Annotated in this window: 13 protein-coding genes; 8 read left to right on the top strand and 5 right to left on the bottom strand. The window is 60.1% G+C overall.

Annotated features, from left to right (window positions below; all coding sequences use genetic code 11):
- The first annotated feature begins 237 nt into the window (after positions 1–237).
- The 8 genes from RS75_RS01125 to RS75_RS01090 all read left to right on the top strand — a co-directional run bounded on the left by RS75_RS01125 (position 238) and on the right by RS75_RS01090 (position 12,967).
- Complete coding sequence (locus tag RS75_RS01125; protein ID WP_084686320.1) at positions 238–2,700, top strand: glycogen/starch/alpha-glucan phosphorylase; 2,463 nt, start codon at positions 238–240, stop codon at positions 2,698–2,700.
- Entirely contained in the window at positions 2,700–4,907 is a 2,208-nt protein-coding gene (gene glgB / locus RS75_RS01120) for a 1,4-alpha-glucan branching protein GlgB (protein WP_045016539.1), read from the top strand. Before RS75_RS01125 ends, glgB begins: the two co-directional genes overlap by 1 nt.
- A gap of 21 nt (positions 4,908–4,928) precedes the next feature.
- Entirely contained in the window at positions 4,929–6,191 is a 1,263-nt protein-coding gene (gene glgC, locus RS75_RS01115; protein ID WP_045016537.1) for a glucose-1-phosphate adenylyltransferase, read from the top strand.
- A 5-nt stretch (positions 6,192–6,196) separates the two neighbouring features.
- Positions 6,197–7,639 carry a glycogen synthase GlgA gene (gene glgA / locus RS75_RS01110; protein WP_045016534.1) on the top strand — a complete coding sequence of 481 codons (1,443 nt, stop codon included), beginning with the start codon at positions 6,197–6,199 and terminating at the stop codon, positions 7,637–7,639.
- 4 nt (positions 7,640–7,643) lie between these two features.
- On the top strand, positions 7,644–9,272 hold the full coding sequence (locus RS75_RS01105; protein WP_045016533.1) for an alpha-D-glucose phosphate-specific phosphoglucomutase: 1,629 nt from the start codon (positions 7,644–7,646) through the stop codon (positions 9,270–9,272).
- A gap of 133 nt (positions 9,273–9,405) precedes the next feature.
- Entirely contained in the window at positions 9,406–11,361 is a 1,956-nt protein-coding gene (gene glgX, locus RS75_RS01100; RefSeq protein WP_045016531.1) for a glycogen debranching protein GlgX, read from the top strand.
- A gap of 54 nt (positions 11,362–11,415) precedes the next feature.
- Entirely contained in the window at positions 11,416–11,904 is a 489-nt protein-coding gene (locus tag RS75_RS01095) for a MaoC family dehydratase (protein ID WP_045016529.1), read from the top strand.
- Positions 11,905–11,926: 22 nt separating this feature from the next.
- On the top strand, positions 11,927–12,967 hold the full coding sequence (locus tag RS75_RS01090) for a DUF2332 domain-containing protein (protein WP_045016527.1): 1,041 nt from the start codon (positions 11,927–11,929) through the stop codon (positions 12,965–12,967).
- Positions 12,968–12,994: 27 nt separating this feature from the next.
- Here the strand turns inward: RS75_RS01090 and RS75_RS01085 are convergent, their stop codons facing one another.
- Genes RS75_RS01085 through RS75_RS01065 form a run of 5 tightly spaced genes read right to left on the bottom strand, consistent with a single transcriptional unit; the run spans position 12,995 to position 18,490 of the window.
- Positions 12,995–13,549, bottom strand: coding sequence for a sarcosine oxidase subunit gamma (locus RS75_RS01085; RefSeq protein ID WP_045016525.1), 555 nt, complete (start codon positions 13,547–13,549; stop codon positions 12,995–12,997).
- Complete coding sequence (locus tag RS75_RS01080; RefSeq protein ID WP_045016523.1) at positions 13,542–16,502, bottom strand: sarcosine oxidase subunit alpha; 2,961 nt, start codon at positions 16,500–16,502, stop codon at positions 13,542–13,544. The genes RS75_RS01085 and RS75_RS01080 overlap by 8 nt, the downstream gene beginning before the upstream one ends.
- Positions 16,499–16,813, bottom strand: coding sequence for a sarcosine oxidase subunit delta (locus RS75_RS01075; protein WP_045016522.1), 315 nt, complete (start codon positions 16,811–16,813; stop codon positions 16,499–16,501). The genes RS75_RS01080 and RS75_RS01075 overlap by 4 nt, the downstream gene beginning before the upstream one ends.
- A 13-nt stretch (positions 16,814–16,826) precedes the next feature.
- Positions 16,827–17,237 carry a hypothetical protein gene (locus tag RS75_RS01070; protein ID WP_045016520.1) on the bottom strand — a complete coding sequence of 137 codons (411 nt, stop codon included), beginning with the start codon at positions 17,235–17,237 and terminating at the stop codon, positions 16,827–16,829.
- The gene (locus RS75_RS01065; RefSeq protein WP_045016518.1) at positions 17,237–18,490 is read right to left on the bottom strand and encodes a sarcosine oxidase subunit beta family protein; all 1,254 of its coding nucleotides are present in this window, start codon (positions 18,488–18,490) and stop codon (positions 17,237–17,239) included. Before RS75_RS01065 ends, RS75_RS01070 begins: the two co-directional genes overlap by 1 nt.
- Positions 18,491–18,693: the final 203 nt, after the last annotated feature.

Below are 18,693 nucleotides of genomic sequence, written 5' to 3'. Positions count from 1 at the left end.
GCATCGCAAGTATCACGCAACCCCGTTCAAGAACGGCGCACGCAGGGCGCGCAATGCCTTCGGCAACCCTTGGGGTGCTGAGGAAAAAGTCTTATTTTTCATTACGCTAAGCTATTCAATTTTCCACCAAAAATGCTGTTGCCACGCCTCCGTATCGATGCATAAACTGGCATCAGCAAAGGCAAACCGGATCGACCTCATCAGACCCTCTCCTCCCACCAAGGTGCTGACCGACCAATGATCAATAATCTAAACGCCGCCGATCTTCCCCGCCCCGCCCCGCGCAGTTCCAACCCGGAAATCATGGCGGCGGAAATCATCGAGCGCCTCACCTACCGCATCGGCAAGGACGTCAAGGTCGCCAAGCCGCACGACTGGCTGACCGCCACCATTCTCGTCGTCCGCGACCGTATCATCGACAAGTGGATGGCCTCGACCCGCAAGGCGTATGCCAACAACTCCAAGCGCGTTTATTACCTGTCGCTGGAATTCCTGATTGGCCGCCTGATGCGCGACGCGATCTCCAATATCGGCTTGATGCAGGAGATCAAGGATGCGCTTTCCTCCCTCGGCGTCGATCTTGATGTCATCGCCGGGCTGGAGCCGGATGCGGCACTCGGCAATGGCGGCCTCGGCCGTCTCGCCGCCTGTTTCATGGAATCCATGGCGACGGTCGACATTCCCGCCTATGGCTATGGCATTCGTTATGTACACGGCCTCTTCCGCCAGCAGATGGCGGACGGATGGCAGGTGGAACTGCCGGAAACCTGGCTTGCACACGGCAATCCGTGGGAGTTCGAACGCCGCGAAAGCTCCTATGAAATCGGCTTCGGTGGATCGGTCGAAACCATCGGCGGATATGAAGAGCCGCAGCGTTTCGTCTGGAAACCGGCCGAACGCGTGATCGCCATGGCCTACGACACGCCGGTCGTCGGCTGGCGCGGCACCCGGGTCAACACATTGCGCCTGTGGTCGGCCCAGCCGATCGACCCTATTCTGCTGGCAGCCTTCAATGCCGGCGACCACATCGGTGCGCTGAAAGAAAGCAACAAGGCGGAAAGCCTCACGCGTGTACTCTACCCCGCCGATGCGACGTCGGCCGGCCAGGAACTGCGCCTGCGGCAGGAATTCTTCTTCTCCTCCGCCTCCCTGCAGGACATTCTGCGCCGCCACCTGCAGCAATATCCGGATTTCACCTCGCTGCCCGACAAGGTTTCGATCCAGCTCAACGACACGCACCCGGCCATTTCAATCTGCGAAATGATGCGCCTGCTGTGTGATGTCCATGGCCTGGAATTCGACGAAGCCTGGACGATTACGCAAGGCACCTTCTCCTACACCAACCACACGCTTCTGCCCGAAGCGCTGGAAAGCTGGCCGGTGCCGCTGCTCGAGCGTCTTTTGCCGAGGCACATGCAGATCGTCTACGCGATCAACGCCAATACGCTTGTCTACGCCCGCAAGGAAAAGAAGATGCCGGATCAGCAGATCCGCTCCATCTCGCTGATCGACGAAAACGGCGAGCGCCGCGTGCGCATGGGCAACCTTGCCTTCATCGGCTCGCATTCCATCAACGGTGTGTCGGCGCTTCACACCGAACTGATGAAGGAAACGGTCTTCGCCGACCTGCACAGCCTCTATCCCGAACGCATCAACAACAAGACCAACGGCATCACGCCCCGCCGCTGGCTGATGCAGTGCAATCCCGGCCTGACGGGATTGATCCGGGAAGCGATCGGTGACGATTTCCTCGATGACGCGGAAAAACTCACCCCGCTCGACCGCTTCGCCGAAGATGCCGGTTTCCGCGAGAAATTCGCCGAAGTGAAGCGTCTGAACAAGGTGCGCCTCGCCAATACGGTGGCGCAACGCATGGGCATCCGCATCGACCCATCTGCCATGTTCGACATCCAGATCAAGCGCATCCACGAATACAAGCGCCAGCTTCTGAACCTTATCGAAACGGTGGCGCTGTACGACCAGATCCGCTCCCACCCGGAACTGGAATGGGTACCGCGCGTTAAGTTCTTCGCAGGCAAGGCGGCGCCGAGTTATCACAACGCGAAGCTGATCATAAAGCTTGCCAATGATATTGCCCGGGTCATCAACAACGATCCGGCCGTGCGCGGGCTTCTGAAAGTGGTGTTTATTCCGAACTACAACGTTTCGCTTGCGGAAATCATGGTTCCCGCCGCCGATCTTTCCGAACAGATCTCCACGGCGGGCATGGAAGCCTCGGGCACCGGCAACATGAAGTTCGCCCTGAACGGCGCGCTCACCATCGGCACGCTGGATGGTGCGAATGTTGAAATGCTCGAACATGTCGGTGAGGACAATATCGTCATCTTCGGCATGACGGCGGAAGAGGTGTCAAGGGCGCGGGCCGATGGTCACAATCCCCGTGCGATCATCGAACAGTCCGCAGAACTGTCGCAGGCGCTGTCGTCCATCGCTTCCGGCGTGTTTTCGCCGGACGATCGCTCGCGCTTTTCCGGCCTGATCGACGGTATTTACAACAGCGACTGGTTCATGGTCGCCGCAGACTTCGACGCCTATGCCAATGCACAGCGCAAGGTGGACGCGATCTGGAGCGATCCGGAAAGCTGGTATGCGAAAACAGTCCGTAACACGGCGCGCATGGGCTGGTTCTCGTCCGACAGGACGATCCGGCAATATGCCACCGATATCTGGAGAGCCTGATGAAAAAACCGCTCAATTCGGCCGAAGAGAAAAAGACTGGTGCTGTCACGAAGGCTGAAATCGAGGCGATCAAGAGCGGTTTGCATTCCAACCCCTTTGCCCTTCTCGGCGTTCACGAAACGCCGGAAGGGTTTTCCGCGCGCTGTTTCATCCCCGGGGCCGAAGAAGTGTCCGTCCTCACACTCGACGGAAATTTCATCGGCGAGTTGAAACGGCTCGATCCGGAGGGCTTTTTCGAAGGCCCTGTCGGTTTGGCCTCGCGCCAGCCGGTGCGTTACCGGGCATGCCGTGACGATGCCGAATGGGCGGTGACCGATCCTTACAGTTTCGGTCCGGTTCTCGGTCCCATGGACGATTATTTCGTCCGTGAGGGATCGCATCTGAGGCTGTTCGACAAGATGGGCGCTCACCCGCTCAAGCTTGAGGGCGTCGAAGGTTTCCACTTCGCCGTCTGGGCACCCAATGCGAAGCGCGTCTCCGTCGTCGGCGATTTCAACAATTGGGACGGCCGCCGGCATGTGATGCGCTTCCGCAAGGATACGGGTATCTGGGAAATCTTCGCACCTGATGTCTATGCCGGCTGCGCCTATAAGTTCGAAATCCTCGGCGCCAACGGCGAGCTTCTGCCGCTGAAGGCCGACCCCTATGCGCGGCGTGGCGAATTGCGGCCGAAGAACGCTTCGGTTACCACGCCGGAACTGGCGCAGAAATGGGAAGATCAGGCCCACCGGGAACATTGGGCGCAGGTGGACCAGCGCCGCCAGCCGATCAGCATTTACGAGGTCCATGCCGGCTCCTGGCAACGCCGCGCGGACGGCACGTTCTTAAGCTGGGATGAACTGGCCGCCCAGCTCATTCCCTACTGCACAGATATGGGCTTCACCCATATCGAGTTTCTGCCGATTACCGAACATCCCTATGATCCTTCCTGGGGCTACCAGACGACCGGCCTTTACGCTCCGACCGCTCGTTTCGGCGATCCGGAAGGCTTTGCGCGTTTCGTCAATGGCGCACACAAGGTCGGCATCGGGGTGATCCTCGACTGGGTTCCCGCGCATTTTCCGACCGACGAACATGGCCTGCGCTGGTTCGACGGGACAGCGCTTTACGAACATGAAGATCCGCGTCAGGGCTTTCATCCCGACTGGAATACGGCGATCTACAATTTCGGTCGCCTCGAGGTATTGTCCTACCTCGTCAACAACGCGCTTTATTGGGCCGAGAAATTCCATCTCGACGGATTGCGCGTCGATGCGGTCGCCTCGATGCTCTATCTCGATTATTCCCGCAAGGAAGGCGAGTGGATCCCCAACGAATATGGCGGGCGCGAGAACCTTGAATCCGTCCGCTTCCTGCAGAAGATGAATTCGCTCGTTTACGGCACCCATCCGGGCGTCATGACCATCGCAGAAGAATCCACCTCCTGGCCGAAAGTGTCCCATCCGGTCCATGAGGGCGGTCTCGGTTTCGGCTTCAAATGGAACATGGGCTTCATGCACGACACGCTGAGTTACTTCTCGCGTGAGCCGGTGCATCGCAAGTTCCACCATCAGGAACTGACCTTCGGGCTTCTTTATGCCTTCACCGAAAATTTCGTGCTGCCGCTTTCCCATGACGAGGTGGTGCACGGCAAGGGATCGCTGATCGCCAAAATGTCCGGCGACGACTGGCAGAAATTCGCCAATCTCCGGTCCTATTACGGCTTCATGTGGGGTTATCCCGGCAAGAAGCTGCTGTTCATGGGGCAGGAGTTCGCCCAGTGGAGCGAATGGAGCGAAAAGGGATCGCTCGACTGGAACCTTCGCCAATATCCGATGCATGAGGGCATGCGCCGCCTCGTGCGCGATCTCAACCTCACCTACCGTTCGAAAGCCGCATTGCACGCCCGTGACTGTGAACCCGAAGGCTTTCAATGGCTGGTGGTCGACGATCACGAGAATTCCGTCTTCGCCTGGCTGCGCTCGGCGCCCGGCGAAAAGCCGGTGGCGGTCATCTGCAATCTGACCCCGGTCTACCGGGAAAACTATTATGTGCCGCTTCCCGTTGCGGGGCGGTGGCGGGAGATTCTCAACACCGACGCCGAAATTTACGGCGGCAGCGGCAAGGGAAATGGCGGACGTGTTCAGGCGGTCAATGCCGGCGGGAAAATCGGGGCGATGCTCGTCCTGCCGCCCTTGGCAACGATCATGCTCGAACCGGAAAACTGACAGACAGAACGGGAGGACACCATGTCGGAAAAAAGAGTTCAGCCCCTGGCGCGTGATGCAATGGCCTATGTCCTCGCAGGTGGAAGAGGAAGCCGCCTGAAGGAATTGACGGACCGCCGGGCAAAACCCGCCGTTTATTTTGGCGGCAAGGCGCGCATCATCGATTTTGCACTTTCGAATGCGCTGAATTCCGGCATTCGCCGCATCGGCGTCGCCACGCAATACAAGGCGCACTCCCTCATCCGCCACTTGCAACGCGGCTGGGACTTTTTCCGTCCCGAGCGTAACGAAAGCTTCGACATTCTGCCGGCCTCGCAGCGCGTGTCCGAAACGCAATGGTACGAAGGCACCGCCGACGCCGTTTACCAGAACATCGACATCATCGAGCCCTATGCGCCCGAATATATGGTCATTCTGGCCGGTGACCACATTTACAAGATGGACTACGAATACATGCTGCAACAGCATGTGGATTCCGGTGCGGATGTAACGATCGGCTGCCTTGAAGTGCCGCGCATGGAAGCCTCCGGCTTCGGCGTGATGCATGTGAATGAAAAAGACGAGATCATCGACTTCATCGAAAAGCCGGCCGATCCGCCCGGCATTCCCGGTAACGAGGGTTTCGCGCTCGCCTCGATGGGCATCTACGTCTTCCACACGAAATTCCTGATGGAAGCACTGCGCCGAGATGCCGCCGACCCGACCTCCAGCCGCGATTTCGGCAAGGACATCATTCCCTATATCGTCCAGCACGGCAAAGCCGTCGCCCACCGCTTTGCGGATTCCTGCGTACGCTCGGATTTCGAACACGGACCCTACTGGCGCGACGTCGGTACCATCGACGCCTATTGGCAGGCCAATATCGACCTGACGGATGTGGTGCCGGACCTCGACATCTACGACAAGTCCTGGCCGATCTGGACCTATGCGGAAATCACCCCGCCGGCAAAATTCGTGCATGACGATGAGGACCGTCGCGGTTCGGCCGTGTCGTCGGTCGTGTCAGGCGATTGCATCATTTCCGGCGCCGCCCTCAACCGCAGCCTTCTGTTCACCGGCGTCAGGGCCAATTCATACTCGCGCCTTGAGAATGCCGTAGTGCTGCCGAGTGTGAAGATCGGGCGTCACGCCCAGCTCAGCAACGTCGTCATCGACCATGGAGTGGTCATTCCGGAAGGACTGATTGTAGGAGAAGACCCCGAACTGGATGCCAAACGTTTCCGCCGCACGGAAAACGGCATTTGCCTTATCACCCAATCGATGATCGACAAGCTGGACCTGTAGAGCCCATGAATGTCCTTTCGGTTTCATCCGAAGTCTATCCCCTGATCAAGACCGGAGGGCTCGCCGACGTTGCCGGCGCGCTCCCCATAGCGCTCGAAGCCTATGGCGTCAGGACGCGCACATTGATACCCGGATATCCGGCGGTGAAAGCCGCCGTGACGGACCCCGTCAAATGTTTCGAGTTCGCCGACCTGCTTGGCGAAAAAGCCGAGCTGCTGGAAGTCCGGCACGAGGGACTAGACCTTCTGATCCTCGACGCACCGGCCTATTATGAACGTTCCGGCGGTCCCTATCTCGGCCAGACCGGCAAGGATTATCCTGATAACTGGAAGCGCTTTGCGGCGCTGTCGCTGGCCGCAGCGCGCATCGGTGCCGGTGCTCTCCCCGGCTGGCGGCCGGATATGGTGCATGCGCATGACTGGCAGGCCGCGATGACGCCCGTCTACATGCGTTATGCCGAAACGCCGGAAATCCCGAGCCTTCTGACCATCCACAACATCGCCTTTCAGGGGCAGTTCGGCGCCAACATCTTCAGCAGGCTCGAATTGCCTGCCCACGCCTTCGGCATGGACGGCATCGAATATTATAACGATGTGAGCTTCCTCAAGGGCGGCTTGCAGACGGCAACCGCGCTCAGCACCGTCAGCCCCTCCTATGCGGAGGAAATCCTCACCCCGGAATTCGGCATGGGACTGGAAGGGGTGATCGGCAGCCGTACCGAAGTGCTGCACGGTATCGTCAACGGCATCGACGCCGATGTCTGGAACCCGGCCACCGACCATCTGATCCACGACAATTATTCCGCCGCCAACCTGAAGAACCGCGCGCTGAACAAGAAGGCGGTCGCCGAACATTTCCGCATCGACCAGGATGACAGCCCGCTTTTCTGCGTCATTTCCCGCCTGACCTGGCAAAAGGGCATCGACCTCATGGCCGAAGCCGTGGACGAGATCGTTTCCCTCGGCGGCCGCCTCGTGGTGCTCGGAGCAGGCGATGTGGCGCTGGAAGGCGCGCTCCTGGCGGCGGCATCCCGCCATCACGGCCGCGTCGGCGTCGCTGTCGGTTACAACGAGCCGCTGTCGCATCTCATGCAGGCGGGTTGCGACGCGATCATCATTCCCTCCCGCTTCGAGCCATGCGGCCTGACCCAGCTTTACGCGCTGCGTTACGGCTGCATTCCGGTCGTTGCCCGCACGGGTGGCCTCAACGACACCGTGATCGACGCCAACCATGCCGCCATCGCCAGCAAATCGGCGACCGGCGTGCAATTTTCACCCGACACGCTGGACGGTCTGAAACAGGCGATCCGCCGGACCGTCCGTTATTACAACGACCCGAAACTGTGGACACAAATGCAGAAACTCGGGATGAAATCCGATGTTTCCTGGGAAAAAAGCGCTGGTCTCTATTCCGCGCTCTACAGCCAGCTTATTTCGAAAGGCCATTGAAACAATGATCAAGACCATCAAGACGACGCCCTTCCAGGACCAGAAGCCGGGCACATCCGGCCTGCGCAAGAAGGTGCCAGTCTTCGCCCAGGAAAATTATGCCGAGAACTTCATCCAGTCGATCTTCGACGCACTTGAAGGTTTCGAGGGCCAGACGCTGGTGATCGGCGGCGACGGCCGTTATTACAACCGCGAAGTCATCCAGAAGGCGATCAAGATGGCCGCCGCTGCCGGTTTCGGCAAGGTGCTCGTCGGCCAGGGCGGCATTCTCTCCACCCCCGCCGCCTCCAACGTCATCCGCAAATACAAAGCCTTCGGCGGCATCGTGCTTTCCGCCAGCCACAATCCCGGCGGCCCGACCGAAGATTTCGGCATCAAATACAATATCGGCAATGGTGGTCCAGCACCCGAAAAGATCACCGACGCGATCTATGCCCGCTCGAAGGTCATCGACAGCTACAAAATTTCGGACGCCGCCGATATCGATCTCGACCAGGTGGGCAGCTTCAAAGTGGATGGGCTGACGGTCGATGTGATCGACCCGGTCGCCGACTACGCCGCCCTGATGGAAGAGCTGTTCGATTTTGCCGCCATCCGTGCCTTGATCGCCGGCGGCTTCAAGGTCGTGGTCGATTCCATGAGCGCCGTCACCGGCCCCTATGCCGTGGAAATCATCGAAAAGCGCCTCGGCGCACCGAAAGGCTCGGTCCGCAACGCAACGCCGCTGCCCGATTTCGGCGGCCACCATCCCGACCCGAACCTTGTGCACGCCAAGGAGCTTTATGACGACGTCATGAGCCCGGAAGGTCCCGATTTCGGTGCGGCGTCGGATGGCGACGGCGACCGCAACATGGTCGTCGGCAAGGGCATGTTCGTCACCCCGTCCGACAGCCTGGCGATCATCGCCGCCAATGCCAAACTGGCACCCGGTTATGCCGCCGGCATTTCCGGCATCGCTCGCTCCATGCCGACAAGTGCGGCCGCCGACCGCGTTGCCGAAAAGCTCGGGCTTGGCATGTACGAGACGCCAACCGGCTGGAAATTCTTCGGCAACCTCATGGATGCCGGCAAGGTCACCATCTGCGGTGAGGAAAGCTTCGGCACCGGCTCCAACCATGTGCGTGAAAAGGATGGCCTTTGGGCCGTGCTTTTCTGGCTGAACATTGTCGCGGCCCGCAAGGAAAGCGTGAAGGACATCGTCACCAGGCACTGGGCCGAATATGGCCGCAACTATTATTCCCGCCACGATTATGAGGAAGTGGATTCGGACGCCGCCAACACGCTGGTGGCCACCCTGCGCGAAAAACTCGCGACACTTCCCGGCACCAGCTACGGCAATCTCAAGGTCGCGAGCGCTGACGATTTCGCCTATCTCGACCCGGTCGACCAGTCCGTCAGCAAGAATCAGGGTATCCGCATCCTGTTCGAAGGTGGCTCGCGCATCGTGCTGCGCCTTTCCGGCACCGGCACGGCGGGGGCGACGCTCAGGCTCTATGTGGAGCGCTACGAGCCGGATGCCGCCCGTCACGGCATCGAAACGCAGGAAGCGCTCGCCGACCTGATTTCCGTTGCCGATACGATTGCCGGCATCAAGGCCCATACCGGCCGCAACGAACCGAGCGTCATTACCTAAGTTTGCCGCCACGCTCAACGTCATCCTCGGGCTTGCCACGGGGATGACGGAAGAGAGGTTTCAGCACCTCTGAGAATTCCGGGGTGACCGAAAGGCCACCTCATCCGAGAAACGACACCCGGAGACACAGATCATGCAGAAACCATCCGTTTTCCCCAAAGGCGCGACCCGGACGGAAAACGGAACGGACTTCACGGTCTATTCCCGGCATGCCTCCCGGATCGACCTTTGCCTTTTCGACGCAACGGGCGAAAAAGAGACGGCCCGTTTGCCGATGACGCGCGGTGAGGACGATATTCACCGTGTAACGGTGGCCGAAGCCGGCCCCGGCACGCGATACGGCTATCGCGCCGACGGCATCTATGCCCCCGAACACGGCCTGTGGTTCGACCCTTCGAAACTCCTGCTCGACCCTTACGCCACCGAGATAGACCGGCCGTTCCGGCATGATCCGGCACTGTATGCCTTTGGCAAGGAGACGGGTGCGATCATGCCAAAAGCGGTCCTGTCGCAATACGAGCCGGTCGGGCACCAGCCGCCACGTTTTGCCGAAGGTGGGCTGATTTACGAACTTTCGGTCAAATCCTTCACCAAACTGCATCCTGCGGTACCGGAGAAGCTGAGAGGCACCGTGGCGGCGCTGGCCCATCCCACCATTGTCGCGCATTTGAAAAAAATCGGCGTCGATGCGGTGGAACTGATGCCGATCACCGCCTGGATCGACGAACGCCACCTGCCGCCGCTCGGCCTCTCCAATGCATGGGGTTACAACCCCGTCGGCTTCATGGCGCTCGATCCGCGCCTCTGCCCCGGCGGCGTGCGGGAGTTGCGCGATACGGTTGCGGCGCTGCATGCGGAAGGCATCGGCGTCATTCTCGATCTGGTCTTCAATCATACGGGCGAAAGCGACAGCGCCGGCTCCATCCTGTCGTTGCGCGGGCTGGATAATCTCACCGCCTTCCGCCACCCGCAGGGACAACCGGGTGTGCTTATCAATGACACCGGCACCGGTAACACTGTTGCCTGCGATCACCCCTATGTGCGCCAGCTCATCGTCGATTCGCTCAAGCATTTTGTTTTGAACGCCGGTATCGATGGCTTCCGTTTCGATCTCGCGCCAGTGCTTGGAAGAACCGCCAACGGTTTCGACATGGCGAGCGAAACGCTTGCCGCCATGCATTCCGATCCCGTACTTTACGATCGCGTGCTGATTGCCGAGCCATGGGATATTGGCCCCGGCGGCTATCAGCTCGGCAATTTTCCCGAGAGCTTTCTCGAATGGAACGACCGAACCCGTGATGACATGCGCCGGTTCTGGCGCGGCGACGCGGGAACGACCGGCGCGCTGGCCAATGCGCTTTCCGGGTCGTCGCCGATCTTTTCCCGCCATGGACGTTCGAAAAGCCGAAGCGTCAATTTCCTTGCTGCCCATGATGGTTTCACACTGTTCGATCTCGTCAGCCACGAACACAAGCACAATGAAAAAAACGGCGAGAACAATCGCGACGGCCATAATGAAAACCATTCCTGGAACAATGGATTCGAGGGTCTGAGCGACGATCCGGCCATTCTTACTGCCCGCCTTGCGGATGTGAAAGCGCTGCTTTCCACGCTTTTCGTCAGCCGCGGCGCATTGATGTTGACCGCCGGCGATGAGGGTGGCCGCAGCCAGCACGGCAACAACAATGCCTATTGCCAGGACAACGATATCACCTGGGTCGACTGGTCATCGCTTGTCCCCGAACTCATCGATCACACGGCGTTTCTCGCAGCGCTTCGCAAACGGTTCGGCGTCTTTTCGCAAACCGGCTTTTTCTCCGGCAATGGCGACGTGACATGGCTTGCCCCTGGCGGCAAACCAATGACGGTGGAAGAATGGGAAAGACCGGACGGACCAGCATTCGCCATGGTGCTCTCCACTCCGGACCATGAGACCGGGAACGATGCCGAACTTGCCGTCCTCATCAACCGCAGCCGGGAAATCGTGCCCTTTACTTTGCCCGGCGATGACTGGCACGCAATCGGCACGGATTTCGGCAACCCCGCCTTCCTACCGGCCCGCTCGGTGGTGTTTTATCTGCGCGGTTGATCGCCTGGCCCCGGCAGCTTTATAAGTTCCGCGAGACAACCCAAACGAGGTAACATGGCAAAGGACATTGGACTGGCGGAGATGAAAAATCTCGTCGGCACGGAAATGGGCGTTTCCGACTGGATCACCGTCGACCAGGCGATGATAAACGCCTTCGGAAAAGCAACGCTGGACGAACAGTTTATCCATAGCGACCCGGAGCGGGCCAAGGCGGAAAGCCCCTTCGGTGGCACCATAGCGCACGGGTTCCTGACGCTCTCGCTGCTGTCGGCGCTGAATTACGATGCCCTGCCCCGCATTCGCGAAACGACCATGGGCATCAATTACGGCTTTGACGCCGTCCGCTTCGTGACCCCGGTCAAAAGCGGAGCACGGGTGCGTGGCCGTTTCACTTTGGCCGAGGCGCGTTTTCGCGGCGCCGCCATGCTGGTGACGACCTATGATGTGACGGTGGAGATCGAAAACGAGAAAAAACCGGCGCTCACCGCCCGCTGGACCACCATCACGCAGTTCAATCCGGAAGATAGACCGGAAGAGGCCTAAGACCTGGCAAGGAAAAGACCGCATGCATGACGAAGCCGTAAGGAATGCGTTTCTCGCTCAGGCAAGAGCCTGCGACAGCCTCGGTTCGCCCTTTACCGCACGGCTTTGCCGCTCGGTGGCGGCGCGGCTGGACCGCGAGACGGAAGTGGGCAGGATGATTTTGTCCTGGCCCGGCGATGTTGGTCCCTCAGGCGATTCCGTGCCCCTGCGGCTGGCCGGCGCCCTGCACGCGCTTGTCATTGAGGATAAGATCGCGCCGCTTGTCGATATTGCTCCTGAAAACGAGGATGCGCTTTGGCAGGCTTGCGCAAGTGCTTTGCGTTTCCATTCGAGCTTCATCCTCGAAAGGCTGAAATCGCCGCCACAGACCAACGAGGTCCGCCGTTCCGCCGTGCTGCTGCCGGGCTTTCTTTCCATTGCGGAGCTTTTCGACAAACCGCTGGTCCTTTCAGAGGTCGGCGCCAGCGCCGGGTTGAATCTACAATTTGACCGTTACCAGTATCGTCTCGGCGATCTCGCATGGGGCGAACAATCCGAGGTGTCCATGTCGCCGGAATGGCGCGGAAACGCCCCGCCCGACACGCGGGTCGAGGTCGTCGAGCGCGCCGGCTGCGATCTCAACCCGCTCGATCCGTTGTCAGCCGAGGACCGGTTGCGGCTGATGTCCTATGTCTGGGCCGATCAGACCGACAGGCTGCAACGCACGGCCGCCGCCCTCAGGATTGCGGTGGAAAACGGCTTGCATGTCGAAAAGGCCGACGCAATCGACTGGCTGAAACGCCGCCTTGCCACGCAACATCCGGGCGCTGCCCATGTCGTCTACCACTCCATCGCCTGGCAATATCTGCCCGATGCGCTGAAACAGGCGGGCGAGGCATTGATTGCCGAGGCCGGAGCCCACGCCACGCCCGATGCCCCGCTTGCCCGCCTGCAAATGGAGGCGGACACAACGCCGGGCAACGCCGCGATCACCCTGCAAATCTGGCCGACCGGCGAGAAGCAGGAAATCGGCCGCGCCGATTTCCATGGCCGATGGGTGGAATGGCGGGGATGGAAAAACTAGAGTATCCGCTTAATCAAAACGGATACTCTAAACCGCCACGTCCTGCGCCGCTTCCTGCAACAGGCCGCCGACATATTCGGCAAAGGAGCGCCAGCACTCCACCCGGAACGTATCGTCAGCCACGCGCAGTAGCACGACTTCCGCCTTGCCGAAAACCGTGCGCGAGCATGCACCGACCGGGAATTTTTCGAGCGATAGCTCCTGCGGACAACCGGCATTAAGTGCTGCTTCCGCGCCGGGACCGGAGACGATGACGGCCGTGTTGCGGTGGGAGATGTCGGTTGCCGAAAACAGACCGGAAACGCCGGCGAGTGCCGCCATCAGGTCGCTTTCGCCCTGATCGATGACCAGCCATTCGTCCGGGCCGATCCAGAGGGCAGAACGCAGACCCGATGTGACGGAGCTTTTCGGGCTGGTCGGCAGGGTGAAACCAAGCGCCTCCGACAAGGCAGGCAGGGCACTTTCCCTTGCCCGCAGCGACAGTCGCGACGCCGAAGCGGCGGACTTCAGCGAGACGAAGCGCGAGCCGCCGTGGAAATCCTCAAGCACGGATTTGCGTTTTGCGTGAAGCTTGTCAGCCATTGAGACGGGCTCCTTCCTTGTCGAGGAAGACCATATCGGTCACTTCGACGGCAATAGTTTTATCGGCAAGAGGGATATAGAGCGTTTCGCCCATGCGCGCCCTGCCATCCGCCACCAGCGCAAACGCGATGGAATGGCCGAGATTTTCCGACCAGTAGGCGGAGGTGACATGACCGAGCATGATCATGGGTTTCGGCTGGTTCGGATCGACGACGATCTGGCCGCCTTCTTCCGGAACGGTCAGGCGATCCTTCGTCTTCAGGCCGACAAGCTGCTTGCGGCCGGAGCGCATCAGATCCGGACGCTTGAGGCCGCGAATACCGACGAAATCCGTCTTCTTTTTGGAAACGGCCCAGGCAAGCCCGGCATCATCAGGCGTCACTGTACCGTCCGTGTCCTGCCCGACGATGATGTAACCCTTTTCCGCACGCAATATGTGCATGGTCTCGGTGCCATAGAGGCAACCGCCCACGGCTTCGGCCCTTTCGCGGATCGCGGTCCAGACGGCAGCGCCGTAATCGGCCGGAACGTTGATTTCGAAGCCAAGCTCACCGGTGAAGGACACGCGGAAAAGCCGCGTGGGCACACCGCAGAAGGTGCCTTCGGCCACCGCCATATGCGGGAAGGCCTCCGGCGAAATATCGATACCCTCGACGAAAGGCGCGATCACCTCACGCGCCTTCGGCCCCTGCACGGCAATCACCGCCCATTGCTCGGTTACCGATGTCAGCCAGACATTCAGCTCGGGGAATTCGGTCTGGAGATAGTCCTCCATATGCTGGAGAACGCGCGGTGCGCCGCCCGTTGTCGTCGTCACATGAAAACGGTCCTCGGAAAGACGCCCGACAACGCCGTCGTCGTAAACGAAGCCGTCCTCGCGGGTCATGATGCCGTAGCGGCAGCGGCCGGGTTTCAGTGTGTCCCAGGCATTGGTGTAGATGAGGTTCAGGAACTTCGCCGCATCCGGGCCAACGACCTCGATCTTGCCGAGTGTCGAGGCATCGAAAACGCCAACACTTTCGCGCACCGTCTTGCATTCGCGGTTGAGCGCCTCGTGCATATCCTCGCCGCCACGCGGAAAGAACCATGCGCGTTTCCAGTTGCCTACATCCTCGAAGAGGGCGCCTGCTGCCGCCTCTTCATCGTGCATCGGCGTCTTGCGGGTGGGGTCGAACAGCGCGCCGCGCGAATGGTTGATGAGCGTGCCGAAAGTTACCGGCGTATAGGGTTGGCGGAAGGTGGTGAGGCCGACCTTCGGCAGGTCCCGCCCAAGCGCTTCCGAGGCAATGGCGAGCCCGTGCATATTGGACATCTTGCCCTGATCGGACGCCATGCCATTGGTGGTGAAGCGCTTGATATGCTCCACCGAATGCATGCCTTCGCGCACGGCAAGGCGAATATCCTTGGCGCAGACATCATGCTGGAAATCGATGAAGGCCTTGACCCCGGTGCCCTCGCCCGCCCCTTCGGCAGCACCGATCATGCCGCCGGTCCAGGCGCGCGCATTCTCGCCGGAGAATTCCACGGCACCACCGCCTGCGGAAGCCGCCTCGGCAATCAGCGCGGCCAGATCGTCCGTGCCGTTGCAGGCCCCGACTGACACGCAGTTCTGCACGTGGATATCCGGCAGGAAACGCTGGTTATCCGCATCATACTTCAGCTTACCGCGCGATTGCGAAAAGAGATGTACCGAAGGCGTCCAGCCCGCCGAAACGACGAGCGCGTCGATAGCGATCTTGCGCTTGTTCGAACCGCCATTGCGGCCAACGCTCATGGAAGAAACGCGAAGCCGCCCTGACGTATCGTAAACGCTGTGGCCCGCCAGCACCTCGATGCCCAGCGCCCGCGCCTCGTCCAGCAACCGTCGATCGGGGTTCTCGCGGCAATCGACGATGGCGGCAATCTTGACGCCGGCCTTTTTCAGATCGAATGCCGTCTCATAGGCGGAATCATGAGCGGTATAGACACCGACATTATTGCCGACGGCCACGCCGTAATGATTGAGATAGATGCGGGCGGCGGAGGCCAGCATGATGCCGGGGCGGTCGTTATTGGCAAAGACCATATGACGCTCGATCGCGCCTGCCGCCAGAACGACCTTCCTGGCGCGAACCTGCCACAGTCTTTCACGCGGCTGGTGTTTGGCGGGCGTGGCGAGGTGATCGGTTACGCGTTCGGCCAGCGCCACGAAATTATGGTTGTAATAACCGAAAGCCGTCGTGCGGATCAAAACACGCACATTGGGCAGCGATTTCAGTTCAGTGAGAACCTTCTGCGCCCAGTCATATCCGGGAAGGCCGTCGATGACCGTTCCAGTATCGAAACGCAGCGCGCCGCCGATTTCGGCATTCTCATCAACCAGAATGACACTGGCGCCAGTTTTTGCAGCGGCAAGCGCCGCTGTAAGTCCCGCTACACCGCCGCCGGCCACCAGCACGTCGCAATGGGCGTAACGGCCGGAGTAATGATCCGCATCCGGCTCGGTCGGCGCCTTGCCGAGACCGGCGGCGCGACGGATGATCGGTTCATAAATCTTGTGCCATGCGGCCTTCGGCCACATGAAGGTCTTGTAGTAAAAACCAGCCGCAAACATTGGCGAAAGGAAGTCGTTGATCGCGCTGATATCAAAAGACAACGACGGAAAGCGGTTCTGCGAAGCGATGATGGCGCCATCGAACACATCCTGCACCGTGGCGCGTACGTTGGGCTGCTTGCGCATGCTGTCGCGCGAGACGTCGATCAGCGCATTCGGCTCCTCCGGGCCGGCGGACAGAAAACCGCGCGGCCGGTGATATTTGAACGAACGGCCGATCAGATGCACGCCATTTGCCAGAAGCGCCGATGCAACGGTGTCGCCTTCCAGCGCCTGATAGATCTTGCCGTCGAAGGTGAAGCGCGCCGTTCTGGCGGGTGTCAGGCGGCCAGCGCCCTTGATACGATAATCACCGCTCATTGCGCAGCTCCCTTTTGCGCGGAAAGGACCGCCTCGGCATCCGGTTTCGGTTCGCCTGCCTTGTAGGTCATCAGGAATTTGTCGCTGACCGAATCGCGGGCGGCGTTGAAGAACCGGCCACAACCGTGAATGTGACGCCAGCGCTCGAAGACGAGCCCCTTGTCATTGTCGCGAATAAAGAAATATTCGGCGAAGGCCTCATCGGAAATATCGGCGATGTTTTGCGGCCGGGCGATATGGGCTTCGCCCGCCCAGCGAAATTCGAGTTCGGAACGGTCTTCCCGGCAATAAGGGCAATGGATCAGAAGCATCGTCGCTCCACTTTCAAAGAGAACTTTCCGGAAGGACGCTTCCGGCGGGTTGGTCACATAGCCGCTTTCCCATCGCAACGAAGGGGGAAAGCCGCTTTAAGAGCTGCTCGAAATTATCGAATGGTTTCAGCGCCGAGGCTCGACCCATATTGATGATGGCAACCGCCATCATGTCGGTGTCGATCGCGAAGGGTTCGTCTTGTCCGCCATTTTCCTTCTCGCCGACGAAATAGACCAGCTTGTCCGCCAGGCTTGGCGCGCAGAGAAGCAGGCCTTTTTCTGCCACGAACGGCCAGTCGCGTTCACCCTGCATTCTCTGGATTTTCTGGCTGCGAAAATCCCCCACCTCGGGAATGAGATTGCCCGCCGGCACGACCGCCGCCGCAACACCTATCTTTGCCGAAAGCAGAACCGCCGCCAGCATCAGTGCGCCACGGCAGCGGCGGCGGCCTCGTCGATGAGGCGTCCGGTGCGGAAACGGTCGAGCGTCAGCCCGGCCGCCAGGCGGTGCGGTTCGCCGCGCGCGATGAGATGCGCAAACAGGTTGGCAGAGCCCGGCGTCGCCTTGAAGCCGCCCGTGCCCCAACCGCAATTGACAAAGAGGTTCGGCACCGGCGTCACGCTCTGAATGGCGGAACGATCGGGAGTGTTGTCGGTGATCCCACCCCATTGGCGCATCATCTTGACGCGGCGGAAGATCGGGAACAGTTCGCAGATGGCGTCGAGCGTGTGGGTGATGATCTGCAGACCGCCGGTCTGGGAATAGGAATTATACTGGTCGGTGCCCGCGCCGATCACGAGCTCACCCTTGTCGGACTGCGATATATAGGCATGCACCGTGTTGGACATGACGACGCAAGGGAAGATCGGCTTCAGCGGTTCCGAAACCAGCGCCTGCAACGGGTTGGAATGCAGGGGCACACGCACATCCGCCATCTTCATGAGAACGGAGGAGTGACCGGCGGCGGAAACGCCGATCTTCTTTGCGCCGATGAAACCGCGATTGGTCTCGACGCCTGTCACCGCCCCGTCCGATCCGCGGCGAATGGCCGTAACCTCGCAATTCTGGATGATGTGCACGCCGCGATCGGAGGCCGCCCGCGCATATCCCCAGGCAACCGCATCGTGGCGCGCCGTGCCGCCGCGCCGCTGAAGGGCAGCACCGTTGATCGGATAGCGCGCATTACCGGAAATTTCTAGCGGCGGGCAATAGGCCTTGGCCTGTTCCGGCGTCAGCCACTCATTGTCGATGCCGTAAAGACGGTTGGCGTTGATATGTCGCTTGAAGGACTGCTGGTCGTGAATATTGTGCGACAGCATCATCACGCCGCGCGCCGAATACATGACGTTGTAATTGAGATCCTGGCTGAGGCCCTCCCATAATTTCAGGGAATGCTCATAGATGTCCATGCTCTCTTCATAGAGATAATTGGAGCGGATGATGGTGGTGTTGCGGCCGGTATTGCCGCCGCCGAGCCAGCCCTTTTCCAGCACCGCGATATTGGTGATGCCGTGTTCCTTGGCCAGATAATAGGCGGCACCGAGACCGTGGCCGCCGCCGCCGATGATGATGACGTCATATTCCTTACGCGGCTCGGGCGACGCCCATTGCGCATCCCACCCTTTATGACCCCGCAACGCCTCGCGCGCCACGGCAAAAACGGAATATTTGCGCATTCGCAATCTGCTCCTCAAGAACCGGCCAGAAGCCGAAAGCATAGCTCCGGCACATGTTATACACATGGCAAATCGGCATCGGAGGCAATATCCATTTTGCGACGCGGCGATGGTTTTGTTTCGACATGACGGGAAGATTGGCGGACCCTCCGCATTTTAGCGGTTGTTTGCGGGGTTACCGGCTGGACTTGCCGTGAATGATC

Source organism: Rhizobium nepotum 39/7 (genome assembly GCF_000949865.1).
GTDB lineage: Bacteria > Pseudomonadota > Alphaproteobacteria > Rhizobiales > Rhizobiaceae > Agrobacterium > Agrobacterium nepotum.
This window is presented reverse-complemented; position numbering and strand designations above follow the sequence as displayed.

Excerpts from the sequence above, each read along its gene's own strand:
- RS75_RS01125 (WP_084686320.1), top strand. The coding sequence starts at position 238 with ATGATCAATAATCTAAACGCCGCCGATCTTCCCCGCCCCGCCCCGCGC.
- glgB (WP_045016539.1), top strand. The coding sequence starts at position 2,700 with ATGAAAAAACCGCTCAATTCGGCCGAAGAGAAAAAGACTGGTGCTGTC.
- glgC (WP_045016537.1), top strand. The coding sequence starts at position 4,929 with ATGTCGGAAAAAAGAGTTCAGCCCCTGGCGCGTGATGCAATGGCCTAT.
- glgA (WP_045016534.1), top strand. The coding sequence starts at position 6,197 with ATGAATGTCCTTTCGGTTTCATCCGAAGTCTATCCCCTGATCAAGACC.
- RS75_RS01105 (WP_045016533.1), top strand. The coding sequence starts at position 7,644 with ATGATCAAGACCATCAAGACGACGCCCTTCCAGGACCAGAAGCCGGGC.
- glgX (WP_045016531.1), top strand. The coding sequence starts at position 9,406 with ATGCAGAAACCATCCGTTTTCCCCAAAGGCGCGACCCGGACGGAAAAC.
- RS75_RS01095 (WP_045016529.1), top strand. The coding sequence starts at position 11,416 with ATGGCAAAGGACATTGGACTGGCGGAGATGAAAAATCTCGTCGGCACG.
- RS75_RS01090 (WP_045016527.1), top strand. The coding sequence starts at position 11,927 with ATGCATGACGAAGCCGTAAGGAATGCGTTTCTCGCTCAGGCAAGAGCC.
- RS75_RS01085 (WP_045016525.1), bottom strand. The coding sequence starts at position 13,549 with ATGGCTGACAAGCTTCACGCAAAACGCAAATCCGTGCTTGAGGATTTC.
- RS75_RS01080 (WP_045016523.1), bottom strand. The coding sequence starts at position 16,502 with ATGAGCGGTGATTATCGTATCAAGGGCGCTGGCCGCCTGACACCCGCC.
- RS75_RS01075 (WP_045016522.1), bottom strand. The coding sequence starts at position 16,813 with ATGCTTCTGATCCATTGCCCTTATTGCCGGGAAGACCGTTCCGAACTC.
- RS75_RS01070 (WP_045016520.1), bottom strand. The coding sequence starts at position 17,237 with ATGCTGGCGGCGGTTCTGCTTTCGGCAAAGATAGGTGTTGCGGCGGCG.
- RS75_RS01065 (WP_045016518.1), bottom strand. The coding sequence starts at position 18,490 with ATGCGCAAATATTCCGTTTTTGCCGTGGCGCGCGAGGCGTTGCGGGGT.